This window comes from Alphaproteobacteria bacterium (genome assembly GCA_015062495.1).
Taxonomy (GTDB): Bacteria; Pseudomonadota; Alphaproteobacteria; order Rs-D84; family Rs-D84; genus Enterousia.
The window spans coordinates 59,689-81,210 of the sequence record SUUN01000001.1; the positions used below are offsets into that span (position 1 = coordinate 59,689).

The window sequence follows — 21,522 nt, forward strand, 5'->3', positions numbered from 1 at the left end:
TTGTCCCGGGATTTATTAGTTGTTTCCACCGTGATAATATATTTTTGTTGTTCCGGGTAATGTAAATTCATTATCGGCTGCGTCCAAAATTATTGTTGTGCCCCCAACCATATAGCATTGGGTTATTGCGGTTGATTTAGCGTCGGATGTCGAACCCGCGGGGCATTCGTTGTCTGTACTGATATCTGGACAGTAATAGCCCGCCGGACATTCGGCCCATTGGGCGGTTAATGTCATATCGTTGCCACCAGATATATCGTTGATGTCTGTGTTCGGGGATATTATGGTGTTGCTGTCATTGCAACCGGATGTGCATTTCCAGCCATTGAATAAATAACCGTTGTATGTACAGCCATTTGGTATATTGGGGGCAGAACATTTTTTGCCGTATGTACAGGATGGTGGGTTCGCGGGTTGGCATGTCGTGCCCGCGTCGCCAACCTGATATGTTATCTTAAATGATTTAGCGGACCATTGGGCCTTTAATTCAATATCGGTGGTATATGTATACTGAAATGTGCCACCCGCCGGCGTGATGTCCAAGGGAAGCGCATCATTTTTCCAACCTGTTAATGTATGACCCGTATTGCTGAATGTTTGGTCACCCAGGGTGGTGACAGTTGAGTCGTAACTGACGTTTTTCTGTGTTGTTGTTTGGTCTGTTCCGTTATTGGCGCGATATGTTATGGTGTATGTGTTTATTACGCAATCGTCCCCATTTGCGACCGTGTCGCTGTTTGTGCCACCAATGATGTGATAATTCGGCCGGCAGTCACAGCCCAGGCCGTTACTGCTGGTTGTTGAGTTTGCGCCGCATCGGGCACAGGCTTTGTCTGTATTGATAGCGCTGTTGATATCGCCCCATGTTCCATTTATTGTGTATCCGGATTCCCTGGTGCCGTAATAATATATACCCTGTAATGCATTGTTTTTTGATGAACAGGCGTTGCACCCCCACCCCCAGGAGTTACCATTAGTAAATGCCTGGGCGGCTTTGCATTGTGCTGTAAATGCGCATGCGTCTTGGGATGTTTGGCCGGTTGAGGTCTTTGACCATTCGGTGTTAGAGTTGGCGTCCCATGTGCCACAGGAAAAGCAAGCAGTTGCGTTTTCGCCAAGCGTACCATCATTATATGTTCCGACAGGACACTTGGCACATGAAGTCAAATGTGTTTGCCAATAGCACCCGGGGGTGGTGTTGCAAGTTGCCTTTGACAGGGTTGTGCAATCTGTATCAGCGGCATGTGCCACGCACGCGCAGAATGTTAATAAAAATGCAGTGGTAATAAATTTCCTCATCCTGAGAGATATGCTAGAAAAAAGGGGGCGATAAAGCAATAAAAAAATCCGACGCATGTCGGATTTTATATGTTTTATCGTTGGTTGTCCGTGGCCAATTGTGCGTTAATTGTCCAACCGTTTTGAACATACCACAGGCTGTCTTCGGGGACTTTGCTGGCTTCGCCTGGTTCAAAGTCGAAGTTGCCACGCCCGCGAATCTTTGGTGACAGTTCTATTCTGGGTTCAAGTTGCAACATGCGGAAATTACGAATCGATACGCGATTCCAATGATTGTAATAGCCAACTGGAACCATGTATACATAACGAACGTCAGGTTGGGCGGCGGCCTTTTCCAGTGCGAAGTATGTCAGGTTGGTCAGATCGTATTCGGAAAACTTAAACTCAATATCGCGGGTGGGTATTGGTTCTTCTTTTTCACAGGATGTGAAAATTGTTGCGCCGGCCAATCCCAGGATGGGCAGTGCGCGTTTCAGGTAATATGGTAATGTTTTTGTTAGTTTCATAGTTTAATCCTTTTTTGTTGGGGTGGGAATGTTTTCCTGGGGTATAAACAAAAAATCCGGCAAAAAGTCCGGATTTTTAGCGTTTATATCGTTGATAAAAAACCAATTTACAGATGGGGTGTTGGTCGTGGTGGCACAGGGCACACCGTCAACCGCCCGCCATGGGTGGGTGGTATTGCGCCAAATCCCGATATGTATATTGGTTGTATTCATGTTATGGATTCTAGCGCAGGTTTATTGGTGTGTCAAGAATATATGCAAAAAACAATATGTTGTTTGTTATGCGCGTGTTTAGGGGCATATGTTGCTGAATTCGATTGACCATTTGTCGGGTTCGGCGCAATCGGCACCACCGCATGTTTTCCATGATTGACCATTATATACACAGGTGTCAGTGGCGGTTTTATAATATGATGATACACCTTTATTATTTGTCGGGTCTAAATAGTGACCATCGTCGTCAATTAATACCAATTTGCCATTGCATTGCACCGATTTGCCATATGGATAGTTGTCGTCCGCTGTGCCCGTCCAGTTAACCGTGCCCAAACACACCAGGTTATAGTATGTGCCGTTGTCGGTATAGCGAACAATCAGGTTTGTGTATTGCACGCCACTGGTTATACAGACATCGTTCCCGCCAATATCGTTTGTGCCAAAATATGTATCCTTTGTGACCTTGACCGATTGTGTCACATCCGATTGGCAACAATTGCGGGCTGTGCCATTTATGTTTTCATATTGGTTATTGTCACCACAACAATTGCGAGTGTTTGCGTTGTCGGCGAATACGCTGAATTGGCGGTCGCCACAAAGGGTGTTCGTGATGTCCATGCTGCCTGGTGGGACGCACATTCCGTCGGAATATGTAAAGCCAGGGCGGCAACTGGTGTCGCGACAACTGTCGGGAGCGTCGGACGTGCCGGTGTTTTTTGCAAACCATGCCAACAGTGTATCATATGTGTTGCCGGATTGATCTGTTGCCCTGATACGGTTGTGATATGTAATGGATGCACTTAGGTTTGTTTTTGCGGGCGCTTCGCAATTGCCCCAAATGCGTTCCGCCAGGCGGCATGCATAGCATTTGGCGGATACTGGGGTATCGGCAGCTGAATTAAGGCATTCCGTTTCACAAATACTGTTAACACAGTTTGAACCTTTCATATCCGAACTTATGCAGGCGTTTGTTTGGGTGGTGTTAGGTTCTATGGTGATGTTGGACCATCCATCAGGTTTTATGCCGTACATTTTGCCATAGAATGTGCGGAAAATATTCGGGCGTGTTTCAGTGTCACCTGTGTCTGCGTCGGCGGTTTCGACGCCTGCGTCTGGGGTATCATTTTTAATCGTGTCCAGTGGGTGCAGTTCTTGAATCCGGTTCAGGGCATCGTCGCCGGCACTGGCAACACATTCAACAACATCGTCCCAACATGCAGTGCGATTGATGATTGATTTGCGGTTAATGGATGTGTCTATGTTTTCACACAGGCCAAAGTTTCCAGTTACAGATGTACAGGCCTGGATAATGCAGGCGCGTCCAACCTCGCGACAGGTTTGCAGGATTGTTTCGTACGTTTTTTCGGTTGATATGTCGGTTATGCCTGTTTGCCAGTTTTCGCCACCACCAGATGTCTGCATTAATGCGGTGCATGCGGTTTGAACATCTGCACACATCGCATTTACCGTTTGGTCAACCGCAACACCAAAGATAGATAGCGCGCGTGCGTCAAATTCGGTAATGGAATCATATGTTTCGTCCAAGCATTGTGCCGTCAGGGTGGTACAGGATTGACGTACTTCTTCTAACTTGGATTCCTGGGCCAATTTGATTTGGGCCAGCGCGTCGTCAATAAAGCCGTCCCAAACATAATCTGATATGTCCTGGCAATTTTCCATGGCGGGTTCTAGGAATTTCTTTTTAGAATTTAAAAATGTTATAAACCGATCGTTGCCCGGGGCAGTGCGCCATGTTTGGCCCGATTCAGGACGCGATATTAATGATGCCAGGTTATACAGTTCGGTGGTTAAAAACGCCGTGCCCGTTGTGGGGTCAATATAGCGGCCGGTTGTGTCCAGACATTTGCCCATGTCGGCACCACATACGGTCGAATCGGTTAACATGTCCAGCATTTTGCGTTTGCAGGTTAAAATGTCGTCAGAATTGCGTTTCTGGTGTATGTCCAGGCGCGACATGTCCAACAGTGCGCCCGATTCGAATACCTGGGTGCGGGCCTGGTCAACCTGGGTCTGGTATGATTTTTTGACGGTGTTGCAATCAGATTCAATCGCCATTTGATAACTGCTTTCTGCGATGGCCAGGTCGTCGGTGCTGCAAACCTCCATCGCCATTTCGCGACATACCGGCAGGGCAGATACATATAAGTCTGTGCCGGATTTCGCCGTTGTGGATGCGCCCGCCATGGAATCAATCGTGTCAAATGCAGAATCCATATTTAATGATAATGATATGGCGTTCAGGCTTTGGTCAAAGTTGCTGTCATTAAAACTGGTGTTTAATTTTTTGGCAATTTCATCCAGCATTTTTTTTGAAGCGGATGTGTCGTCGGCCGCATATGCCAATTCACCTTCGGTTGGTTTGTATAATGCTTCGGCGTCTTCGCGTTCCATGTTGACGGTTATCAGGCGTTGACTGAAATCCATCAGTTTTTCTTCGACGTTGGCCAGGTTCTGTTTCGTGCCGTCAAATTCGTGTATGCGTGAAGAACAGGCGCAACGTTTAAGTTGTGCGTCCTTGTTCGCGCAGAATTCATCCATACAATCATAAAATACCGTGCGACATTTGGAAAAATCACGGTTCAGCATGTCGGACGCAGTTGTTGCAGTTGCGGTTGCAGTGCGGGCGCGTGTTGGTTGCGTGGCTGTACGTGATTTGTTTGATGTGCGTGTAGTGGGCGCGCCGGTGCGCGCGGTCGTCGCCATGGTGCGCGATTGTGTGGTCTTGATTGTGCGTGGCGCAACCGTTGCAGTGCGTGCCGATACGCGTTTTGTTTCCGGGGTGGATGCCATGCGTGTGATGGTTGTGCCGGTGCGCGGTGTTGTGGTTGTCGTTTGTGTGCGTTCGCGCACAGTCGCGCCCGATTTGCCAATATTTGTTGCACGGGATGCGGTGGTTGCCTTTTTCGCGGGCGTTGTGGTCGGTTTTTGACGATTTGTTGTTATTGGGGTTGATGCGCTGCGTCGCGTGGCCGCACGCGCGATGTCAGATGCATCATCAGCAGCCGCCTGAAACGCAAGCGGCGCAAGCAATACAGCCAAAAGCAGTTTAATTCCCTTCATCCTTGTTTATTAAAGTTTAGCAAATTTATAAAAAGCCAGGCAAGGGGAAAATGTGGTATGAGACAGGGCTGTTTGGTTCTTTCAGTCCGTCTGCGCTGACGCTACGCCGAGACGTTGAATAACCGTTGGTTCTTGCCGTCCGTCGGTGCAAAGCACCGCCGAGACACTCAAATTTTCAACGCGCGCTGCGCTTGCTTGAAAATTTGGTGCGACCAGGGGGAATCGAACCCCCAAGGGTTGCCCCACAGCATCCTTAGTGCTGCGCGTATACCAGTTCCGCCATGGTCGCATATGTGAGACATGAGACATGAGACATGAGACATGTCGCGGTGATATATTTTTGCAATATGAAATTTGTTTTTCAACCTTTTTTATGATAAAATTGTTTTCAAAGGACTCAAGGAAAGGGCGTCATATGAAATTTTTGCCACGATTTTTGTTTAATTGTTCGGCGTTGCTGCTGATGTCGGCGGCGGCGAATGCAGCGGGTACATACTATACGGGTAATTATCAGTCCCCACAACGTGGATACGCCACGCAATCGTATGCACAACGTGCACGGACAAATACATCAAACTATTCGTCCCAGGGTGTGTCGGCATATAATCGTAATCAGTATGCAAATGCGGGATATACAAATTCGCGTGCGGGTGTTGCATCGCAACCACAGCAACAGCAAACACGTGCGGCAACACAATCCAGTAAACGCGGATTCAGTCTGGATGCCGGATTGTCCAAGCAGGTGGCAATGTGGGATTTTGAAATGAATACCGCAGGGTCGAAATTACACTATGATAATATTGATTGGTTGGTGTTTGATGCAGCGGGTAAATATGTGTTTGATGTCGGAAATACAACACTGCAAATTGGTGCGGGATTGCAATACGGTATGCAGATGGGCGAATCCACAATGATTGACGATGATATTAGCCATGGCGGGTATCCAAATGGCGCATATGTTGGTGAATACAATAATCAACGGTATTATGGTGAAAAGATAGGTCATGCATTATCCATTGGGTCAAGCAAAGATGGCAGCATGTTTGGATTTAATGTTGGTGTTGGGTTGACTGATTTTTGGAAGTGGGGAAATGTGAAAATTACACCGTCGGTCGGATGGCGTTATTTGAAATATAAATTAGAAACGTCGGACAACAAGGGTAGTGTTATCGTCAGTGCCGATTATGGTAATGAATGCGTTCTTTTTGATGATGGTTCAACACAGTGTGGGCCGGTGGTGACGTTGTCTAATGGATATACACCTGGGGAATTACATGTGTATCCGGGATATACGTATTTTGATGCGAATGGCGTGGTTTTGGATATTAATGAAAATGGTAATTTTGTGTATCCTGGCACAACAAATTTAGCCGAACCAGCATATGCCGCAGTTCTGGTAGATGGGTGGCGTTACGCCGAAGCGGACGGGACGTACTATTTTGAACAACCGGGGGTCAGCCATTCGTATGATGTTGAATGGTCCGGGCCATATATTGGGTTGGATATGCAATATGATATTAACCAGTATAATGTTGTGACGGCGAATGTTGAATTGGGGTTGCCGTCATATACGGCAACGGGTGACCAGCCGTATCGTTTTGATTGGCAACATCCAAAGTCGGTTCAGGACAAGGGTGGTATTGGCAGTGGTTTCCACTTTGGCGCGGGTGCAAATTGGCGTACGGCAATTACAGACAGTGTTGCGTTGTCAATTGGTGTGACATATGATTATTATTCTGTATCGGATGCAGATGCGACGACGTTTTGGGACCCGGTATATGGGGAACAGGAATATAAATATGCACTGGAATGGTGGATGGATGAGTATGGCTTAACCCAGGAATTGGCAGAGCAATATATGTTAACAGGCATGACGACATCTGACGGTGAAAAGATTCCGGCCGAAGGTATTGCGGTGGCCCGTGCAAATAACTGGGAAGACAAGGTTGATGGCGAAATTGAATCGTTCTATAAATCGTTGGGTGTTCGTATTGGTATAAATGCAAGGTTCTGATAGGATGTTGAAAATACGTTCGTTTTTTGTTGGGGTTGTATTGTGCCTGTGTTCTGTGTCGGTGTGGGCGGTTGATTTGAGTGGATCAGCGGCCGTGAGTATCACCAGTGATACCGCCGCAAATGCAAAGACTATGGCCTTTGACGAGGCGCGGCGACAAATTATTGGTGATTCACTGCGGCAATATGTTGACGTGGATACCGTGGCGGTGGCATTGCAAAATGCAAAAAATTCAGAATTGGCCAATTTGGTGGCAACGTCCAGTATCGATGGGGAAAAGGTGTCGGATACAACGTATTCTGCGAATATTACAATGACGTTGGATTCAAATGCGGCGCGGACATGGTTGGAAAATAATAATGTGCAACATTGGTTGCCAGACGAATCCAAACGTGATGTGTTTGTTGTGTCGGTAAAACTGTCAGATCCGATTGCAGATTGGATTCAATTAAATCAGATTGCACGAAATGAACGGATTGATTTGGGAACACAGTCGATTTCGGGGGATATGGTGACGCTGGAATTGCCGGTGTCGGCGCGTGGTAAATTTACAATCGCGGTGCGCGAAGGTGGATGGCGGTACGCCAGTAGTGATGGGGTATTAAAAATTTGGAAATAGTGGGGTGTTGAATTGAAAAAAATATCGTGGGTTGCATTATTGGGTTTGTTGCCGGGTATGGCGTTGGCGGATGATGCAGTGGCGGACAAAGGAAAATTGACATTGGCGGTGCGTCGAATTGGACTGGAATGGTCGCAGACGGATGTAAAAAATGCCGATGTGTATGAAGATTCGCCGGTATCTGCGCTGAAAGCAGACAGTCAGACATTTATGAAGGGTGTTTTTGATACGGCACTGGAATACAGCAAGAATCGATTTCAGTGGGATAATTCACTGTTCATGGAATATGGTGAAACCAAATTGAAACCATCTGACGAGCCTGAAACAGTCAGTGAAAACGCCGATGATATTTTGTTGAGTTCGAATTTGTCATATGCGTGCTGGGAATTTTCAGGGTTCAAGTTTGGTCCAACGGTTCGTGGCGCGTATGATACAGAATTCAAGACCACCGACGGTACACCGCGCCAGAATATTCTGCGTACAAATGCGGGTATTTCGCTGTTTGATAATGAAATTGTGAAAAGTCTGTATTTGACCGGGGTGTATGAATATGACTTTACATATGCCGGCGAACAGACCAGTAAATTGGCGGCGGAAATCGGTTGGCGTTTAGAATATCAAATTCGCGAAGGGGTAAAATTGTCGTCCAATGGATACTATCGTGAATATCTAAGTTATTCTGAATTTGTTCCGACAGACCTGGAACGTGATTTAAGTGCGGTTCTGCGTCTGGATACGAATTTGTGGGGTGATTTGACGATGGGGCCATATGTGCAATATCGTCGCGCCCGCGCCCGTGGGGTTGATGTTTATGGCAGCAACTTTATCATGGGAATCTCTTTCAACTATATCACGTCCTTTGGATTGATATAGAAAACCAGTTCCTTTCTTGTCTTGAAAATCCCGCCAATGGCGGGATTTTTTATTTTAACTTTTTGGTCCAGGTGTTGTCTGGAAAATTTAATTTTAACATTTCGGCATATCCGTGCGCCTGGTCGGGCAGGCCGATGGCGGTGTATGCCTCGGTCAGGCGGTACAGGGCCTCGGGCGTCATGACGGTGTCCTGTGCGTCGCGGACGACGGTTTGCAATTGATTTATTGCACTGGGCCAATTTTCAACGCGCATGTCGTTGCGGGCGGAATACATCACTTTGCCTGCGATATAGTTCTTTAATATATTAATTTTGTTTTCGGCGTTTTTTGCATATTCGCTGGTTGGAAAGCGTTGAACCAATGCCTGAAACTGCGTCAATGCGTACGCGGACATGCCGGGTTCGCGGCGAACATCGCTGACCTGGCGATAATAGCACATGCCGCGCAGGTACATTACATATGGCACATCGCGGTGGCCGGGATGAAATCGCATAAATCGGTCGGTTGCCAACAGTGCGCCCGCAAAGTCGCCATCCATATAATGTGAATATGCCGCCATTATTAATGCGTCGGCGGCCCAAGGACTGGCCGGGTGCTGGGTTTCAGCGCGCAGGAATTCCATGGCGGCGGCTTCGTAATCTTCGTCGTTAAATTCCGCGTATGCCATTTCGTATATTTCCGGCAGGGATTGTTCCGCCACGATTTCGTTATCTGAACCGGCGCAGCCCGCCAAAATTGCCAAAATTCCAATCAAAGCCAATTGTTTTTTCATGTCTTGATTCCTGTCTTGATTTTTTATTGCTGATGGCAGTATAATCGAAAACATGAAACTGGGCAAACATATTTTTGGCGTTGGTGCAATGACTGGCATCAGTCGTATTTTCGGATTTGTGCGCGATATGCTGATTGCGCGCGTGCTGGGGGCGGGGCGATTATCTGATATATTTCTGGCGGCGTTCAAGTTGCCGAATTTGTTCCGCGACCTGTTGGGCGAAGGGGCGTTGTCTGCAATCTTTATTCCGATGTATACGGATTCAAAAAAAGATGAATCATTTGCACGAAATGTGTTTTCGTGGCTGATGGTTGGTTTGCTGGGGATAACGATATTGTTTGAAATATTTATGCCGTTGATTGTGTGGGTGTTGGCGCCGGGGTTTGATGCAGTGCCGGGCAAAATGGAAATGACGGTTGTTATATCGCGGATAATGTTCGTCTATGTGATTTTTGTATGTGGGGCGGCATTTTTATCGGCAATATTGAATGCTTTTTCACGGTTCTTGTTGGCGGCGTTTATGCCAGTGTTGCTGAATATTATGTTGATTGGGGCGTTGCTGATTGCGATGGCCTGGGGTACGACGCATGTTCTGTATTTAATGGCGGGGACGGTCGTTTTATCGGGAATTATTCAGTTCGCTGTGCTGTGGGGGCGGATTCGTCGTCGGCATTTTGGGCTGCGGCTGGTTGTGCCACGGTGGACACCACGGATGAAGTCTTTGTTCAAGCGTCTGGGGGTCAGTATTGTTGGCAGTGGGTTCTATCAGATTACGATAATTGTTGGGACGTTGGTTGCCAGTTTTCAAAGTGGGGCGGTGTCGTGGCTGTATTATTCGGATCGTATTGTTCAGTTGCCGTTCGCGATGATTGGGTTGGCGGTGGGAACGGTTCTGATGTCGTCGATTTCAAATGCGTTGGCGGAAAAAAATATGCGCAGTGTGTATATTCAGCAAAATTCGTCAATGCGGCGGTCGTTGATGCTGATATTGCCGTGTGTGGCGGGGCTGGTTGTGTTGGCAGAACCGATAATTCGATACCTGTTTGAATATGGCGCGTGGACGGCGGAATCAACGCGGGCGGTTGCGCACGCTATTATGATTCAGGCGTTGGTGTTGCCGGCCATGCTGGTCAGTCAGATTTACAGTAAAACCCTGTACGCGTCCCAGGATGTTAAGACCCCGGTCAAGACCAGTATGGTGTCTTTGGGGGTGGCGGCGGTGCTGTATTTGACATTATTCCCGTTTGTTGGATATTTGGCTGTGCCGATTGGTGTGGTGGTCAGTGGATATCTGAAAAATTATTTGTTGGGGCGGGCGTGTCGTGCGCGGGCGTTGGTAAATCACGATGGGCGCACAATGCGCGCGGTTGTGGCGTTCGGTTTGTGGGCGGCGATTTTGGGCGTGTTGATGTCGTGCGTTGAAATTGACAGTATCTGGATGCTGGGGTTTGTAATCGCGGGGTATGGGATGCTGTATCTGCCGCTGGCATATCTGATTGATAGGCGTATTAAATAGTATAAAATAAATTTGAAACGGGGACTGATTTATGATAAAATTATAATCATAAAAGAATGTAAGGAGTCCCAAATTATGAAAAAAATAGTTTCCTTGGCGGTGTTGGCCGCAATGTTGGCGGGGTGTGCAGATCTGAGCACGACTGGCAATAATACAAGTTATGGTGATGGCTTTGGCGAAGAACCATTGGCAGCCGCCCCAGCACAGAGTTTGAATGATTCTTATTTATTGGCGGCAGCACCAAAGTACTATATTGGTACTGCGTACAAAGTTGATGATGTTCAATATATCCCAGTCGAAGATATGACATATAATCAGACCGGTGTTGCGGGGATTATTCCGACGGAATTAAATGGCACAAAAACCAGTAACGGCGAAGTCTTTGATATTAACCAAATGGTCGCAACCAGCAAGACGTTGCCATTGCCAACAATTGCCCGTGTGACAAATTTGGATAATGGTCAGTCTGTTGTGGTTCGTATAAATAATCGTGGGCCGTTTGTAAATACGCGTTTGATGGATTTGTCGCCAGCTGCCGCCCAGAAAATTGGCTTGAATGGCCAGGGCAAGGTTCAAATTCAGGTTATGGGCGATCAATCGATTGCAGTTAAAAATGCGACACTGGGCGCAGCCGCACCAGTAGTTGTGGAAACAACAACTGCAGTTGTTGAGCCACAACCTGTGGCACAGCCTGCACCTGTTGCAACTGCCCCAGTTTCGGGTGATTACAGTGTACAGGTTGCCGCGTTTTATGCCCAGGATAGTGCAGATTCATTGGCGCAGCGTATGAAAGCATATGGTGATGCAGTTGTCGTTAACGAAGGTGACATGTTCAAGGTTCGTATCGTAAACCTGGATGCGGCGCAGGCACGTGGTGTGATTGATGCGTTGCGTAACAGCGAAGGTATGGCGCCGGGACTGTTGAAAAATGGTCGTTGGGTCAATGCGGACAGTATTTAAAAAAATCCCCCGTCTGGGGGATTTTTTTATGGGTTGGCAGAAAACACAACGGCAATAATCCAGGTAATTAAATTCACTGTTGAAAATTATTAAATTCGGTATAATATATAGGTCATATTTAGATATAGGGGTGAATATTATGCCGGCAAAAACAGTAAATGATATTGTTGCGTTATGTAAACGTCGTGGTTTTATTTTTACAGGGTCTGAAATCTATGGCGGTTTGGGTGGTGCATATGACTATGGTCCGTATGGCGTTGAATTGATGAAAAATATCCGCAATGCGTGGTGGAATGCCATGATTTATTCGCGTGATGATATCGAAGGACTGGATGCGGCATTGATTTCAAACCGTTTATTGTGGAAATATTCTGGGCACGAGGCAGGATTTTCAGATCCATTGGTGGAATGCAAAAAATGCGGCACACGTATGCGCCAGGATAAAATGAAAGACCCAACCAAATGTGATAATTGTGGCAGTACGGATATTACCGAACCGCGTGCATATCAGTTGATGATGGGGCTGTCCATTGGGGCGACGGCGGATGGGGCGGTTAATGCGTACCTGCGTCCGGAAACGGCGACAACAACATATACTAATTTCAAAAATGTTTTGGATGCAAAACCGCACAAGTTGCCGTTTGGTATTGCCCAAATCGGCAAGGCGTTCCGGAATGAAATTTCCCCACGTGGATTTGTGTTCCGTATGCGTGAATTTGAACAAGCGGAAATGCAGTACTTTGTAAATCCGGCGGACGATGAAAAATATCATCAGATGTGGATGGAAACGCGCATGGCGTGGTGGATTGATGTGCTGGGGATTCCGGCGAATAAGTTGCGTTTCCTGCCACATGAAAAGTTGGCGCATTATGCCAAGGCTGCGGTTGATATTGAATATGAATTTCCAGATGGGTTTGACGAAGTCGAAGGGATTCATAACCGCCAGGATTTTGACCTGGGGTCGCATACCAAAGGACAGAAAGATTTCAAAATTAACGCAAATGTGTTGGAAAACAAAGACAGTACAACCAAATTGTCTTATTCTGACCCGCAATCAGGTGAAAACTTTATCCCATATGTAATTGAAACGGCGATGGGTGTTAATCGTGCGATGTTGGCGGTTATGATAGAAGCGTACGAAGAAGAAGACCTGGGCGACGGTAAAACGCGTACTGTGTTAAAGTTAAAGCCACAGTTATCGCCGGTCAAGGCGGCGGTTATTCCGTTGGCGCGTAATGTGCCAGAATTGCTGGATATTTCAAATGATGTGGTGTCGAAACTGCGCAAAATGGGAATTGGTCGCATTGAACTGGAAAATTCGGGGAATATTGGGAAAAACTATCGCCGTCATGACGAAATCGGTACGCCAGTATGTATCACAGTTGATCACCAGACAATGGAAGATGGCACAGTGACACTGCGTCATCGCGACACGATGGCCCAGGAACGCGTTGCAATCGCAGATGTGCCGGGGCGCGTGCTGGAAATTGTTAATGGATAATTTGGAAACGCCCCATGTGGGCGTTTTTTGTACAAATATGAAAAAATACATAGATGCGCATTGTCATTTGTTTGATGAAAATTTGCCCAATAATATTGGGGCGATTGTTAATGCAACGCGCCCGTCCGAATGGTGCGATGTGATTGCCGGGGCAGAAAAAAATCCTAATGTTTTCGCGGCGATTGGTGTACACCCGTGGTTTGTTGGCGAACTGGGGGCGGGGTGGGATGCGCAGATGTGTGAATTGTTGGCACAAAATCCCGGGGTGACGATTGGTGAAATTGGTCTGGATAAGCATAAGCCCGATATGGATACGCAAATAAACGTATTTGTGTGTCAGATGGATTTGGCGGTGGAATTGGGGCGTGGGGTACATGTGCACTGTGTTGGTGCATGGGATAAAATGTTCGCCGTATTAAAGAAATATAAATCACAGCAACCGCCATTTATTTTATTTCACCGTTTTTCGGGAAATGCGATGGATGTGGCACGATTGGTTGCGGACTATAATGCGTACTTTTCATTTTCTGGGACGCGGCGCATAATTGCGGATGTGCCACGGGACAGAATACTGGTTGAAACAGATTCAAATAACCCAACGGGGATTATTAGGGTTGCGGAACAGATTGCCGCGATTTGTCCGGATTGTGATTTTTATAAAAATACAATGGGGATGTTGAAACATGGATAGATTACACAGAACACGTTTGTTGTTTGGCGATGCAGGAATTGAAAAACTGAAAAAATCAACGGTTATGGTTGTTGGCTGTGGCGCGGTGGGTTCGTTCGCGATTGAGGCCCTGGCGCGCAGTGGTGTTGGACATTTAGTGGTTGTGGACTTTGATACGGTGGAAGAATCAAATATAAATCGCCAGTTGTTTGCACTGACATCGACCATTGGCCGGCCCAAGGTTGATGTTGCCGCGACGCGCGTGCGTGATATAAACCCAGATATTATGGTTGATGCGCTGAATATCCGTTGGGATGAAAATACAGATGTTAAAATTATACCGGACTTTGTCATTGATGCGATTGACAGTGTGGAATCCAAGGTTGCATTATATAAATGGGCGGATGCGCATAATGTGCCACTGATTACCAGTATGGGTGCGGCGTCCAAGACCGACCCGGCCCAGATTAAAATTGCGCCGATTTCCCGCACAACGGTGTGTCCGTTGGCGGCGCGTGTGCGGCGTATGGTGCGTGGGGCGGGGTTGTCGGATTTCCCAGCCGTTTATTCGACCGAGTCGCCTGCGCCGGTCGTTGGACATGCAAAAAACCTGGGGTCGATTATATGTGTGACGGGGGTGTTTGGGTTGATGATGGCGAACTGGGTGATTGGGAAAATTGTTCGCAATATTTAACTTTGACATATGGCGCGCATTTTATTACATTATAATAGGTGGCAGGGAGGATATTCATGAAAATTACACAGAAATTAAAGTCTATGTCCGGTGTTTGGATGGTTGTATTGGCGATTGGAATTGCGCTGGGCGGGTATTTTATTGGTGATGGGATTTATCGCGCGATGTCAGGTCGTACCGTTACGGTCAAGGGGTTGGCCGAACGTGATGTTGTGGCTGATACCGCGGTGTGGAATATTAAAATTAACGGTGTTGGTGGTGATTTGACTGAACTGCAACAGCGTATTGATAATGATTTAACAGAAATTAATGCGTTTTTAATTGATGCCGGTTTTGCGCCGGGTGATATTCAAAAACTGCGTGTTCAGGTACGTGATAAATATGCGGGATATACCGATTCGGAATTAAAGAATCAGCAAAATGATGGTCGCTATGTCATTGAAACGGGTGTTATGGTGCGGTCGCATGATGTTGCGTTGGTTGACAGTGTATCGCGCAGAATGGGTGAACTGGTGCGGCGTGGGATTACGATTACCGAAGATTATTCAGGGCCAATTTATATATTTAACGGATTGAATGATATTAAAATTTCGATGATTGAGCAAGCAACCAAGAATGCAACGGCGGCTGGGGAACAGTTTGCCAAAGATGCAGACGCGCGTCTGGGCAAGATTAAAAGTGCAAATCAGGGTGTTTTCAGTATCGAATCACGTGATCCGACCGACAGTTGGTCATCCAATGAACGTCAGGCAATAAATAAAAAAGTTCGCGTGGTTGCAACTATAACATTCTATTTGAAATAAATATCCTCGGAAACGGGGATTTTTATTTGTTGCAGCAAGTGTATAATCAAAAACACCCCAAACGGGGTGTTTTTATTTGTGGTGGATGTGATTGGACTCGAACCAACGACCTCTTCGATGTGAACGAAGCGCTCTAACCAACTGAGCTACACATCCAAAACAGTGGGTGTATTATAAGAATAAAACAGTGGCGGTTCAAGTTTTTATTTTGGCGTTTTTGGGGAAAATGTTATAATGCAGTGGTATGATAAAAATCGGATTGTTTTTTATTGTGATCTTATGCGGGATTCCGGTTGGGGCTGTGACGGCGTCACTGTTGCGTCCGACGCAGTTCCCAACAACATCGGCGGACGCTTCTTTTGTAGAACGTATGGAAAACCTGGCCGATGGGTACGAGCCGTATGCCGGAATGAGTGCGTATCAAATAATGGAATTTGAAGAAATGGAAGATTATGCCCAGCGCGCAATCGAGGCAGAATTACATGCCGCAGGTATCCCAGTGTGTGATGGATGTGATGAAAATGGAAAACCACCCGCCCAGGATGGCAGTACGATTGTACCAGATAAACCACAGCAATCGCCGGTCGTGGCGACAGATGTGCCCGCGCCGGCTGTGTCGTCTGGTGGTGTGGCCAATGGGTATTGCAGTATGCGTAATCCCAATTTGCTCAGTGGTCAATCCATACCGTTTGGCTTGCCAGTGAATACGGCGGATTTGTCCAGTGATATATCAGACAGGACAAAAAAAATAGCACGCAATACGGATAAAGGGTTGTTTTGTGCCCCGTATGGGTGCGACCGTGGTCGCCCGCACGAAGGGATTGATATCGGGTGTGATGCGGGATTCTATCAGATGCCAATTTATGCAACCGCGGATGGTGTGGTGGATTATCTGGTGCGCGCGGGTAATAATGCGTCGGCGGGAAACTATATTCGAATTAATCATGGTAATGGTTGGGCCACACAGTATATGCATTTGGATGAAATATTTGTTACACAGGGGCAACGTGTTCAGTCTGGATGTTTAATTGGATTAATGGGGCACACAGGCGGAAATCGTGACCAGAAAGTGCGTCAGATGTCCCGGGATTTGACGCATTTGCATTATGAAATTATATATTCTGGGCGCGCGTCCTATGTTATGGCACCAAATGGTAATAAAATCCCGATTATACGTGGTTGTACTCGGCTGGGGCCGTGTGGGGATTTTAAAAGTAAAATCTATCCTAATGAGATTATGGTGTATGAATAAAAAACGACCAAGAATTTGGTCGTTAATTTTTGTGGTGGGGATAGTGGGACTCGAACCCACACGGTCGCAATGACCAAAGGATTTTAAGTCCTCAGCGTCTACCATTCCGCCATATCCCCGAAGACTTTTAATAATGCCGCATTCCCGCGGCATTGAATATATTTTTACAAATTTGAGCTTTCTTGTCCGTCGGTGCAAGCACCGCCGAGACACTCAAATTTTCAACGCGCGCTATGCTTGCTTGAAAATTTGGTGGAGCTGATGGGACTCAAACCCACGACCTCTACGATGCGAACGTAGCGCTCTATCAACTGAGCTACAACCCCAAAACTGGTGCGGATAAGAAGACTCGAACTTCCAAGGTATTGCTACCACTAGTACCTGAAACTAGCGCGTCTACCAATTCCGCCATATCCGCAGGCGACAGGTATAATATATTAATTTTCAAATCTTTGCAACAAGAAAAATAGGTTTTTTTGTTGTTATTATTCGCTTGCACGGGAAATCGCAAATTTGCTAGACTTTTTATCAGAGATGAAGAGAGTTCTGGTTTTTCTTGCAAATCTGTTGGTTTGCGTTGGTATCGCAAATGCCGCTGTTCGTGATGGAACGGCTGTTTCGCGCGCAAAATCAGACAAGAATACTGTGGCAACCCAGGCGCGCAGTGCGACCGTTGTAAAGCGTGAAACACCACGTACAAGTGTTTTGTCGGCGCGTAGTGCAACAAATTCTGTTCAAAATCGGTCTGGGTCAGTGGCGCGTACCGCTGTTGCGCGGCCGGCCAGTGTGCGGACGGATAAAAATATCAATACCAAGCGTAATATGACGCCAATTGTTGCGCGTGCGGGTTCGGATACGTCGTCGGGGGTGATGTTGTCAACGCGTACGGGCGCAGAATATGAACAGTGTAAGAATACATACTTTTCGTGTATGGATCAGTTTTGTATGCTGAAAAATGATGATTACAGACGATGTTCGTGCAATGATCGTGTGTTTGCATTGGACGAAGTTCGCGATGTATTGGAACAGGCGGGCGAAAAGCTGACCGTGTTTACAGAAAGTTTGGATGTGGTTGGTATGACAGCCGCGCAAGCCACAGCAATGCGCACCCAGTCCGAGGGTGAAGCCGCCTTGACGGGCGATAGTTCAGCGTCCAAGGCATTGTTGCAGGCAATTATGAATTCTATTCGCGGTGAAGACAGCACCGTTGGTGGTAAATATGCAGATTTGAACAGTATTAATATGTCGTTTGATACAGTTAATGCCTTTGGTATGGTTGACGCAGGCCAGGCGATTGCGGCATATAATGGTAATGCGTTGTACAGTGCGGTTTTCCCGCAATGTCGTGATGCGGTGCGGGCGGATTGTAATGATGCGTCATTGCAACGTGCAATAACAGCATATCTGATGGCGATTGAACAGGACTGTAACACGGTGCAAACCGCAATGGAACAGACACAACAAAAAATGAAGGCCGCCATACGCGAAGGGGGGGCAATGTTGGACCTGGCGCGGGTGGAAAATCGGCAAAAACATAATTCGTCTGATATAACAACCTGTATTAACGAGGTTGAATCTGCAATTTTAAGTGAACAGGTATGTGGGGCAAACTATCATAAATGTCTGGATAATGGTCAATATATTGATGTTTCTACGGGCAAACCAATTGTTGGTGTCAAAGATTTTTATAAATTGGAACAAATGTTGGTGTTCAGCGATGGGGTAGAGGCAGCGCATCAAAAACTGGCCAAGAATTCCAGCAATCGTGGATTTGTTCAAAATTTTGAAAACAGGGTAAAAAAATTTGCGCAACCGGCATTGGATAAATGTGTGGAAAACGCAGATGTTGTGTGGGCTGAATATCTGGACAAGGCCATGTTGTCAATATACTATGCCCAGAAATCTAAAGTGGCCGAGATTAAGCAGGGATGTTTTGATTATGTGTCCAGTTGTTATATGAATGGTGATGCGGCGATAACGGCTGCTATGAAAGAATTGACCGGCAGCAGTGGTGTCGTATTACAGCCGGACAAGGTGGTATTGAATGCACAGATGTGTTCTGATTATGTGATTTCGTGCGATAATATGTTTGATGGAAATATTGTTGCGCAGTACATTGACAATATTAAAAATACAGATACTTTGACGGCGTGTCGTGCGGTTGTGAAGCAGTGCTTTGATAAATATGGCGGGACGAACTATGAAAATTTCTATTATCCGTACAGTGGATTGTTCCCGGCAAATTCTGATCGGGCCCCGGATTGGTTCGCATTGTATGAATACAATAACAAGGGAGAGCGGATAAAAAACGATGATGGTACGTGGGCGTATAAATCAGAGTGCGCCAAACAGTTGCAGGGTATAGCAGCATGCAGCGATTCCGATATGATAGAACAGGCGTTCGGTGGATTTGATGTGGTGCAAGCAGAGCGGAGGAGAAATAATGAATATGGTCAATTCGTGTACACATTGCCGAATGACGATACAACGGGCGATTTGTTTGTCAGGTACGGTTTGATAGATGATTCTGATAATACTACATTGAAACATCGCTATACGCGCTCGACAGGTGTCGCAACCGAAGTTTATAATCAGATTATATCCGTTTTATCAACGCAGTGTATGAACCTGCAGGGGCGGTTTATGGAATATCAGTTCTTTGATGATGGTGCATATGATGCGGATAATTTGTGTAAATCTAATTTTGCGGATTCGCGTTATGGGGATAAGAAGATACTGGGGACTTCGTTGGTTGATTTGTACGGTGTTGGTGATGGCGAAGATATGTGCCCACGCGATTATAATTTGGGTGTTGCAACGCAGTCGTGGGGGGCGTGTCTGTGCTGGGAAAATGGTGCACGACGCAGCAAATGGGGCAAGTCTGCAAAATGTGTGGCCGCAGTGCCAAACGTATCCGCAGCGGATGCAATATGTTCTGGCGGTTCTGTTGAAACGGCGACAGATGATTTGACCGAAAATGATTGGTGTACCGTGGGGCGGATTTCAGATTTGAACCAGGCATGTGCGCCGGGTATGACATTGGGGCACGATGATGGTGATTATGAAACCAAATACTGTATATATAATAATGATACAAATAATGATACATTTGGTGATTTGCCCAAGGGGATAGAGTAATTAAAAGAGAAATTATTTACGAGTGGCCCAGAATAAAGACCACAGCCAGCCGATAATTGACCAGCCGAAAATCCAACTGGCTAGTCTGACGGCGTGCATGTCGGGTTTGCCTTGGTTATTTTGGCGGGCAACCCATGCGGGCGCAAAGATAATGCCGATGGTCAGCAATGCGCACAGTGCGTATTTTATTACCAGTACAAAATCAATGTTGTTCAGCATCTTATTTATATAAAGGGGGACAGATGCCCCCCGTTTGTTATTCCGCGATGATTATAAACCATATTTTGCGGATTTGTCCAGTTCTTCTTCGATACGAATTAACTGGTTATATTTTGCCATGCGATCTGTGCGCGACATAGAACCAGTCTTGATTTGGCCGGCGTTTGTTGCCACCGCCAGGTCTGCGATTGTGGTGTCTTCGGTTTCGCCACTGCGGTGGGAAATAATAACACCGTATTTGGCGTCTTGTGCCATTTTGATTGCGCGCAGTGTTTCGGTCAAAGAACCGATTTGATTTACTTTGATCAAAATTGCATTGGCAACGCCATTTTCAATGCCACGTGCCAGACGTGCCGGATTGGTTACAAACAGGTCGTCGCCAACCAATTGACATTTGTTGCCAATACGTTCGGTTAGTTTTTTCCAACCTGTCCAATCTTCTTCGGCCAGTGCATCTTCGATGGAAATGATTGGGTAATCTGAAATCAATTTTTCATAGAATTCAATCATTTCATCAGATGATAATTTTTTCCCTTCGAAACTATAAACGCCGTCAGAATAGAATTCTGATGATGCAACGTCCAGACCGATTGAAACCTGGCTGCCTGGTTCATAGCCTGCGGAACGTATTGCCGCAACAATTGTGTCCAGGGCTTCGGCGCAGGAATTAAAGTTTGGTGCAAAACCGCCTTCGTCGCCAACGTTTGTAGAGTTGCCACCCTTTTTCAGGATTGATTTCAGGTGGTGGAATATTTCAGAACCCATACGGATTGCTTCGACTTCGGATGTTGCGCCGTTGGGAATAATCATGAATTCCTGGGCATCCAGACCATTGTCGGCGTGTGCGCCACCGTTTATGATATTCATCATTGGACGTGGCAGAACACATGGGTTGGCGTTGCCATAAATTTCTGCGATGTATTTATACAGTGGAATATGTTTTGCGTTCGCAACTGCGTGTGCCAAAGCCATGGAAACCGCCAATATCGCGTTTGCGCCCAATTTATCTTTGTTTGGTGTGCCGTCCAATGCCAGCATTTTTTCATCAATTTCAGTTTGCTGGGACGCGTCCATGCCAACCAGGGCAGGCGCAATGATTTCGTTAACGTTTTTGACCGCGGTCAAGACACCTTTGCCCATATAGGTGTTGCCGCCGTCACGCAGTTCAAGGGCTTCGAATGAACCCGTTGATGCGCCAGATGGAACGGCCGCGCGTCCGAATGCGCCGTCTGATAATGTAATATCGCATTCGATTGTCGGATTACCACGACTGTCCATAATTTGACGTGCATGAATTTTTTTGATTTCAAACATAAATTTTTCTCCTTGCTTTCATCTGATAATGTAGACAATTTCATCTTGCCATAGTAAAATGAAATGTGCCATAAT

17 protein-coding genes and 5 tRNA genes are annotated in these 21,522 nt (G+C 46.5%); 11 read left to right on the top strand and 11 right to left on the bottom strand.

Features of this window, described 5'->3' with window-relative positions; all coding sequences use genetic code 11:
- Positions 1-15 precede the first annotated feature (15 nt).
- The 4 genes from E7008_00290 to E7008_00305 all read right to left on the bottom strand — a co-directional run bounded on the left by E7008_00290 (position 16) and on the right by E7008_00305 (position 5,391).
- The gene (locus tag E7008_00290) at positions 16-1,356 is read right to left on the bottom strand and encodes a hypothetical protein (GenBank protein ID MBE6456374.1); all 1,341 of its coding nucleotides are present in this window, start codon (positions 1,354-1,356) and stop codon (positions 16-18) included.
- Between the two features lie 17 nt (positions 1,357-1,373).
- Positions 1,374-1,805 (bottom strand): hypothetical protein, encoded by a 432-nt coding sequence (locus E7008_00295; protein MBE6456375.1) that lies wholly within the window; start codon positions 1,803-1,805, stop codon positions 1,374-1,376.
- Between the two features lie 291 nt (positions 1,806-2,096).
- A complete protein-coding gene (locus tag E7008_00300; protein ID MBE6456376.1) occupies positions 2,097-5,081 on the bottom strand; it encodes a hypothetical protein in 2,985 nt (994 codons plus the stop codon).
- A gap of 225 nt (positions 5,082-5,306) precedes the next feature.
- Positions 5,307-5,391 (bottom strand) — tRNA-Leu (locus tag E7008_00305).
- 126 nt (positions 5,392-5,517) lie between these two features.
- Between E7008_00305 and E7008_00310 the strand changes: the two genes are divergently transcribed.
- The 3 genes from E7008_00310 to E7008_00320 are packed head-to-tail and all read left to right on the top strand — an operon-like array spanning position 5,518 to position 8,608.
- Positions 5,518-7,116, top strand: coding sequence for a hypothetical protein (locus E7008_00310; GenBank protein ID MBE6456377.1), 1,599 nt, complete (start codon positions 5,518-5,520; stop codon positions 7,114-7,116).
- 4 nt (positions 7,117-7,120) lie between these two features.
- Positions 7,121-7,735 (top strand): hypothetical protein, encoded by a 615-nt coding sequence (locus tag E7008_00315; protein ID MBE6456378.1) that lies wholly within the window; start codon positions 7,121-7,123, stop codon positions 7,733-7,735.
- A gap of 12 nt (positions 7,736-7,747) precedes the next feature.
- Positions 7,748-8,608, top strand: a complete 861-nt coding sequence (locus E7008_00320) for a DUF3078 domain-containing protein (protein MBE6456379.1) — start codon at positions 7,748-7,750, stop codon at positions 8,606-8,608.
- Positions 8,609-8,657: 49 nt separating this feature from the next.
- Here the strand turns inward: E7008_00320 and E7008_00325 are convergent, their stop codons facing one another.
- On the bottom strand, positions 8,658-9,479 hold the full coding sequence (locus tag E7008_00325) for an outer membrane protein assembly factor BamD (protein MBE6456380.1): 822 nt from the start codon (positions 9,477-9,479) through the stop codon (positions 8,658-8,660).
- Between E7008_00325 and murJ the strand changes: the two genes are divergently transcribed.
- The 6 genes from murJ to E7008_00355 all read left to right on the top strand — a co-directional run bounded on the left by murJ (position 9,433) and on the right by E7008_00355 (position 15,524).
- Positions 9,433-10,896, top strand: a complete 1,464-nt coding sequence (gene murJ, locus E7008_00330) for a murein biosynthesis integral membrane protein MurJ (protein ID MBE6456381.1) — start codon at positions 9,433-9,435, stop codon at positions 10,894-10,896. The two genes, E7008_00325 and murJ, sit on opposite strands and share 47 nt — an antisense overlap.
- A 75-nt stretch (positions 10,897-10,971) precedes the next feature.
- Positions 10,972-11,856, top strand: a complete 885-nt coding sequence (locus tag E7008_00335) for a septal ring lytic transglycosylase RlpA family protein (GenBank protein MBE6456382.1) — start codon at positions 10,972-10,974, stop codon at positions 11,854-11,856.
- Between the two features lie 139 nt (positions 11,857-11,995).
- Positions 11,996-13,357 (top strand): glycine--tRNA ligase, encoded by a 1,362-nt coding sequence (locus tag E7008_00340; GenBank protein ID MBE6456383.1) that lies wholly within the window; start codon positions 11,996-11,998, stop codon positions 13,355-13,357.
- The gene (locus tag E7008_00345) at positions 13,320-14,048 is read left to right on the top strand and encodes a TatD family deoxyribonuclease (protein ID MBE6456384.1); all 729 of its coding nucleotides are present in this window, start codon (positions 13,320-13,322) and stop codon (positions 14,046-14,048) included. The genes E7008_00340 and E7008_00345 overlap by 38 nt, the downstream gene beginning before the upstream one ends.
- Entirely contained in the window at positions 14,041-14,721 is a 681-nt protein-coding gene (locus tag E7008_00350) for a tRNA threonylcarbamoyladenosine dehydratase (GenBank protein ID MBE6456385.1), read from the top strand. The genes E7008_00345 and E7008_00350 overlap by 8 nt, the downstream gene beginning before the upstream one ends.
- 56 nt (positions 14,722-14,777) lie before the next feature.
- On the top strand, positions 14,778-15,524 hold the full coding sequence (locus tag E7008_00355) for an SIMPL domain-containing protein (protein ID MBE6456386.1): 747 nt from the start codon (positions 14,778-14,780) through the stop codon (positions 15,522-15,524).
- Between the two features lie 79 nt (positions 15,525-15,603).
- Here the strand turns inward: E7008_00355 and E7008_00360 are convergent.
- Positions 15,604-15,680 (bottom strand) — tRNA-Val (locus E7008_00360).
- An 88-nt stretch (positions 15,681-15,768) separates the two neighbouring features.
- Between E7008_00360 and E7008_00365 the strand changes: the two genes are divergently transcribed.
- Positions 15,769-16,776, top strand: coding sequence for a M23 family metallopeptidase (locus E7008_00365; GenBank protein ID MBE6456387.1), 1,008 nt, complete (start codon positions 15,769-15,771; stop codon positions 16,774-16,776).
- Between the two features lie 32 nt (positions 16,777-16,808).
- Here E7008_00365 and E7008_00370 read toward each other — a convergent pair.
- The 3 genes from E7008_00370 to E7008_00380 form a co-directional block, all read right to left on the bottom strand.
- A tRNA-Leu gene (locus tag E7008_00370) sits at positions 16,809-16,895 on the bottom strand.
- Positions 16,896-17,026: 131 nt separating this feature from the next.
- Positions 17,027-17,102, bottom strand: a tRNA-Ala gene (locus E7008_00375).
- Between the two features lie 5 nt (positions 17,103-17,107).
- Positions 17,108-17,194, bottom strand: a tRNA-Leu gene (locus tag E7008_00380).
- Between the two features lie 116 nt (positions 17,195-17,310).
- Between E7008_00380 and E7008_00385 the strand changes: the two genes are divergently transcribed.
- Entirely contained in the window at positions 17,311-19,914 is a 2,604-nt protein-coding gene (locus E7008_00385) for a hypothetical protein (protein ID MBE6456388.1), read from the top strand.
- A gap of 12 nt (positions 19,915-19,926) precedes the next feature.
- On the opposite strand, the gene E7008_00390 is transcribed toward E7008_00385, so the two are convergent.
- Positions 19,927-20,133 carry a superinfection immunity protein gene (locus E7008_00390; protein MBE6456389.1) on the bottom strand — a complete coding sequence of 69 codons (207 nt, stop codon included), beginning with the start codon at positions 20,131-20,133 and terminating at the stop codon, positions 19,927-19,929.
- Positions 20,134-20,184: 51 nt separating this feature from the next.
- Positions 20,185-21,447 (bottom strand): phosphopyruvate hydratase, encoded by a 1,263-nt coding sequence (locus E7008_00395; protein ID MBE6456390.1) that lies wholly within the window; start codon positions 21,445-21,447, stop codon positions 20,185-20,187.
- Between the last annotated feature and the right edge of the window lie 75 nt (positions 21,448-21,522).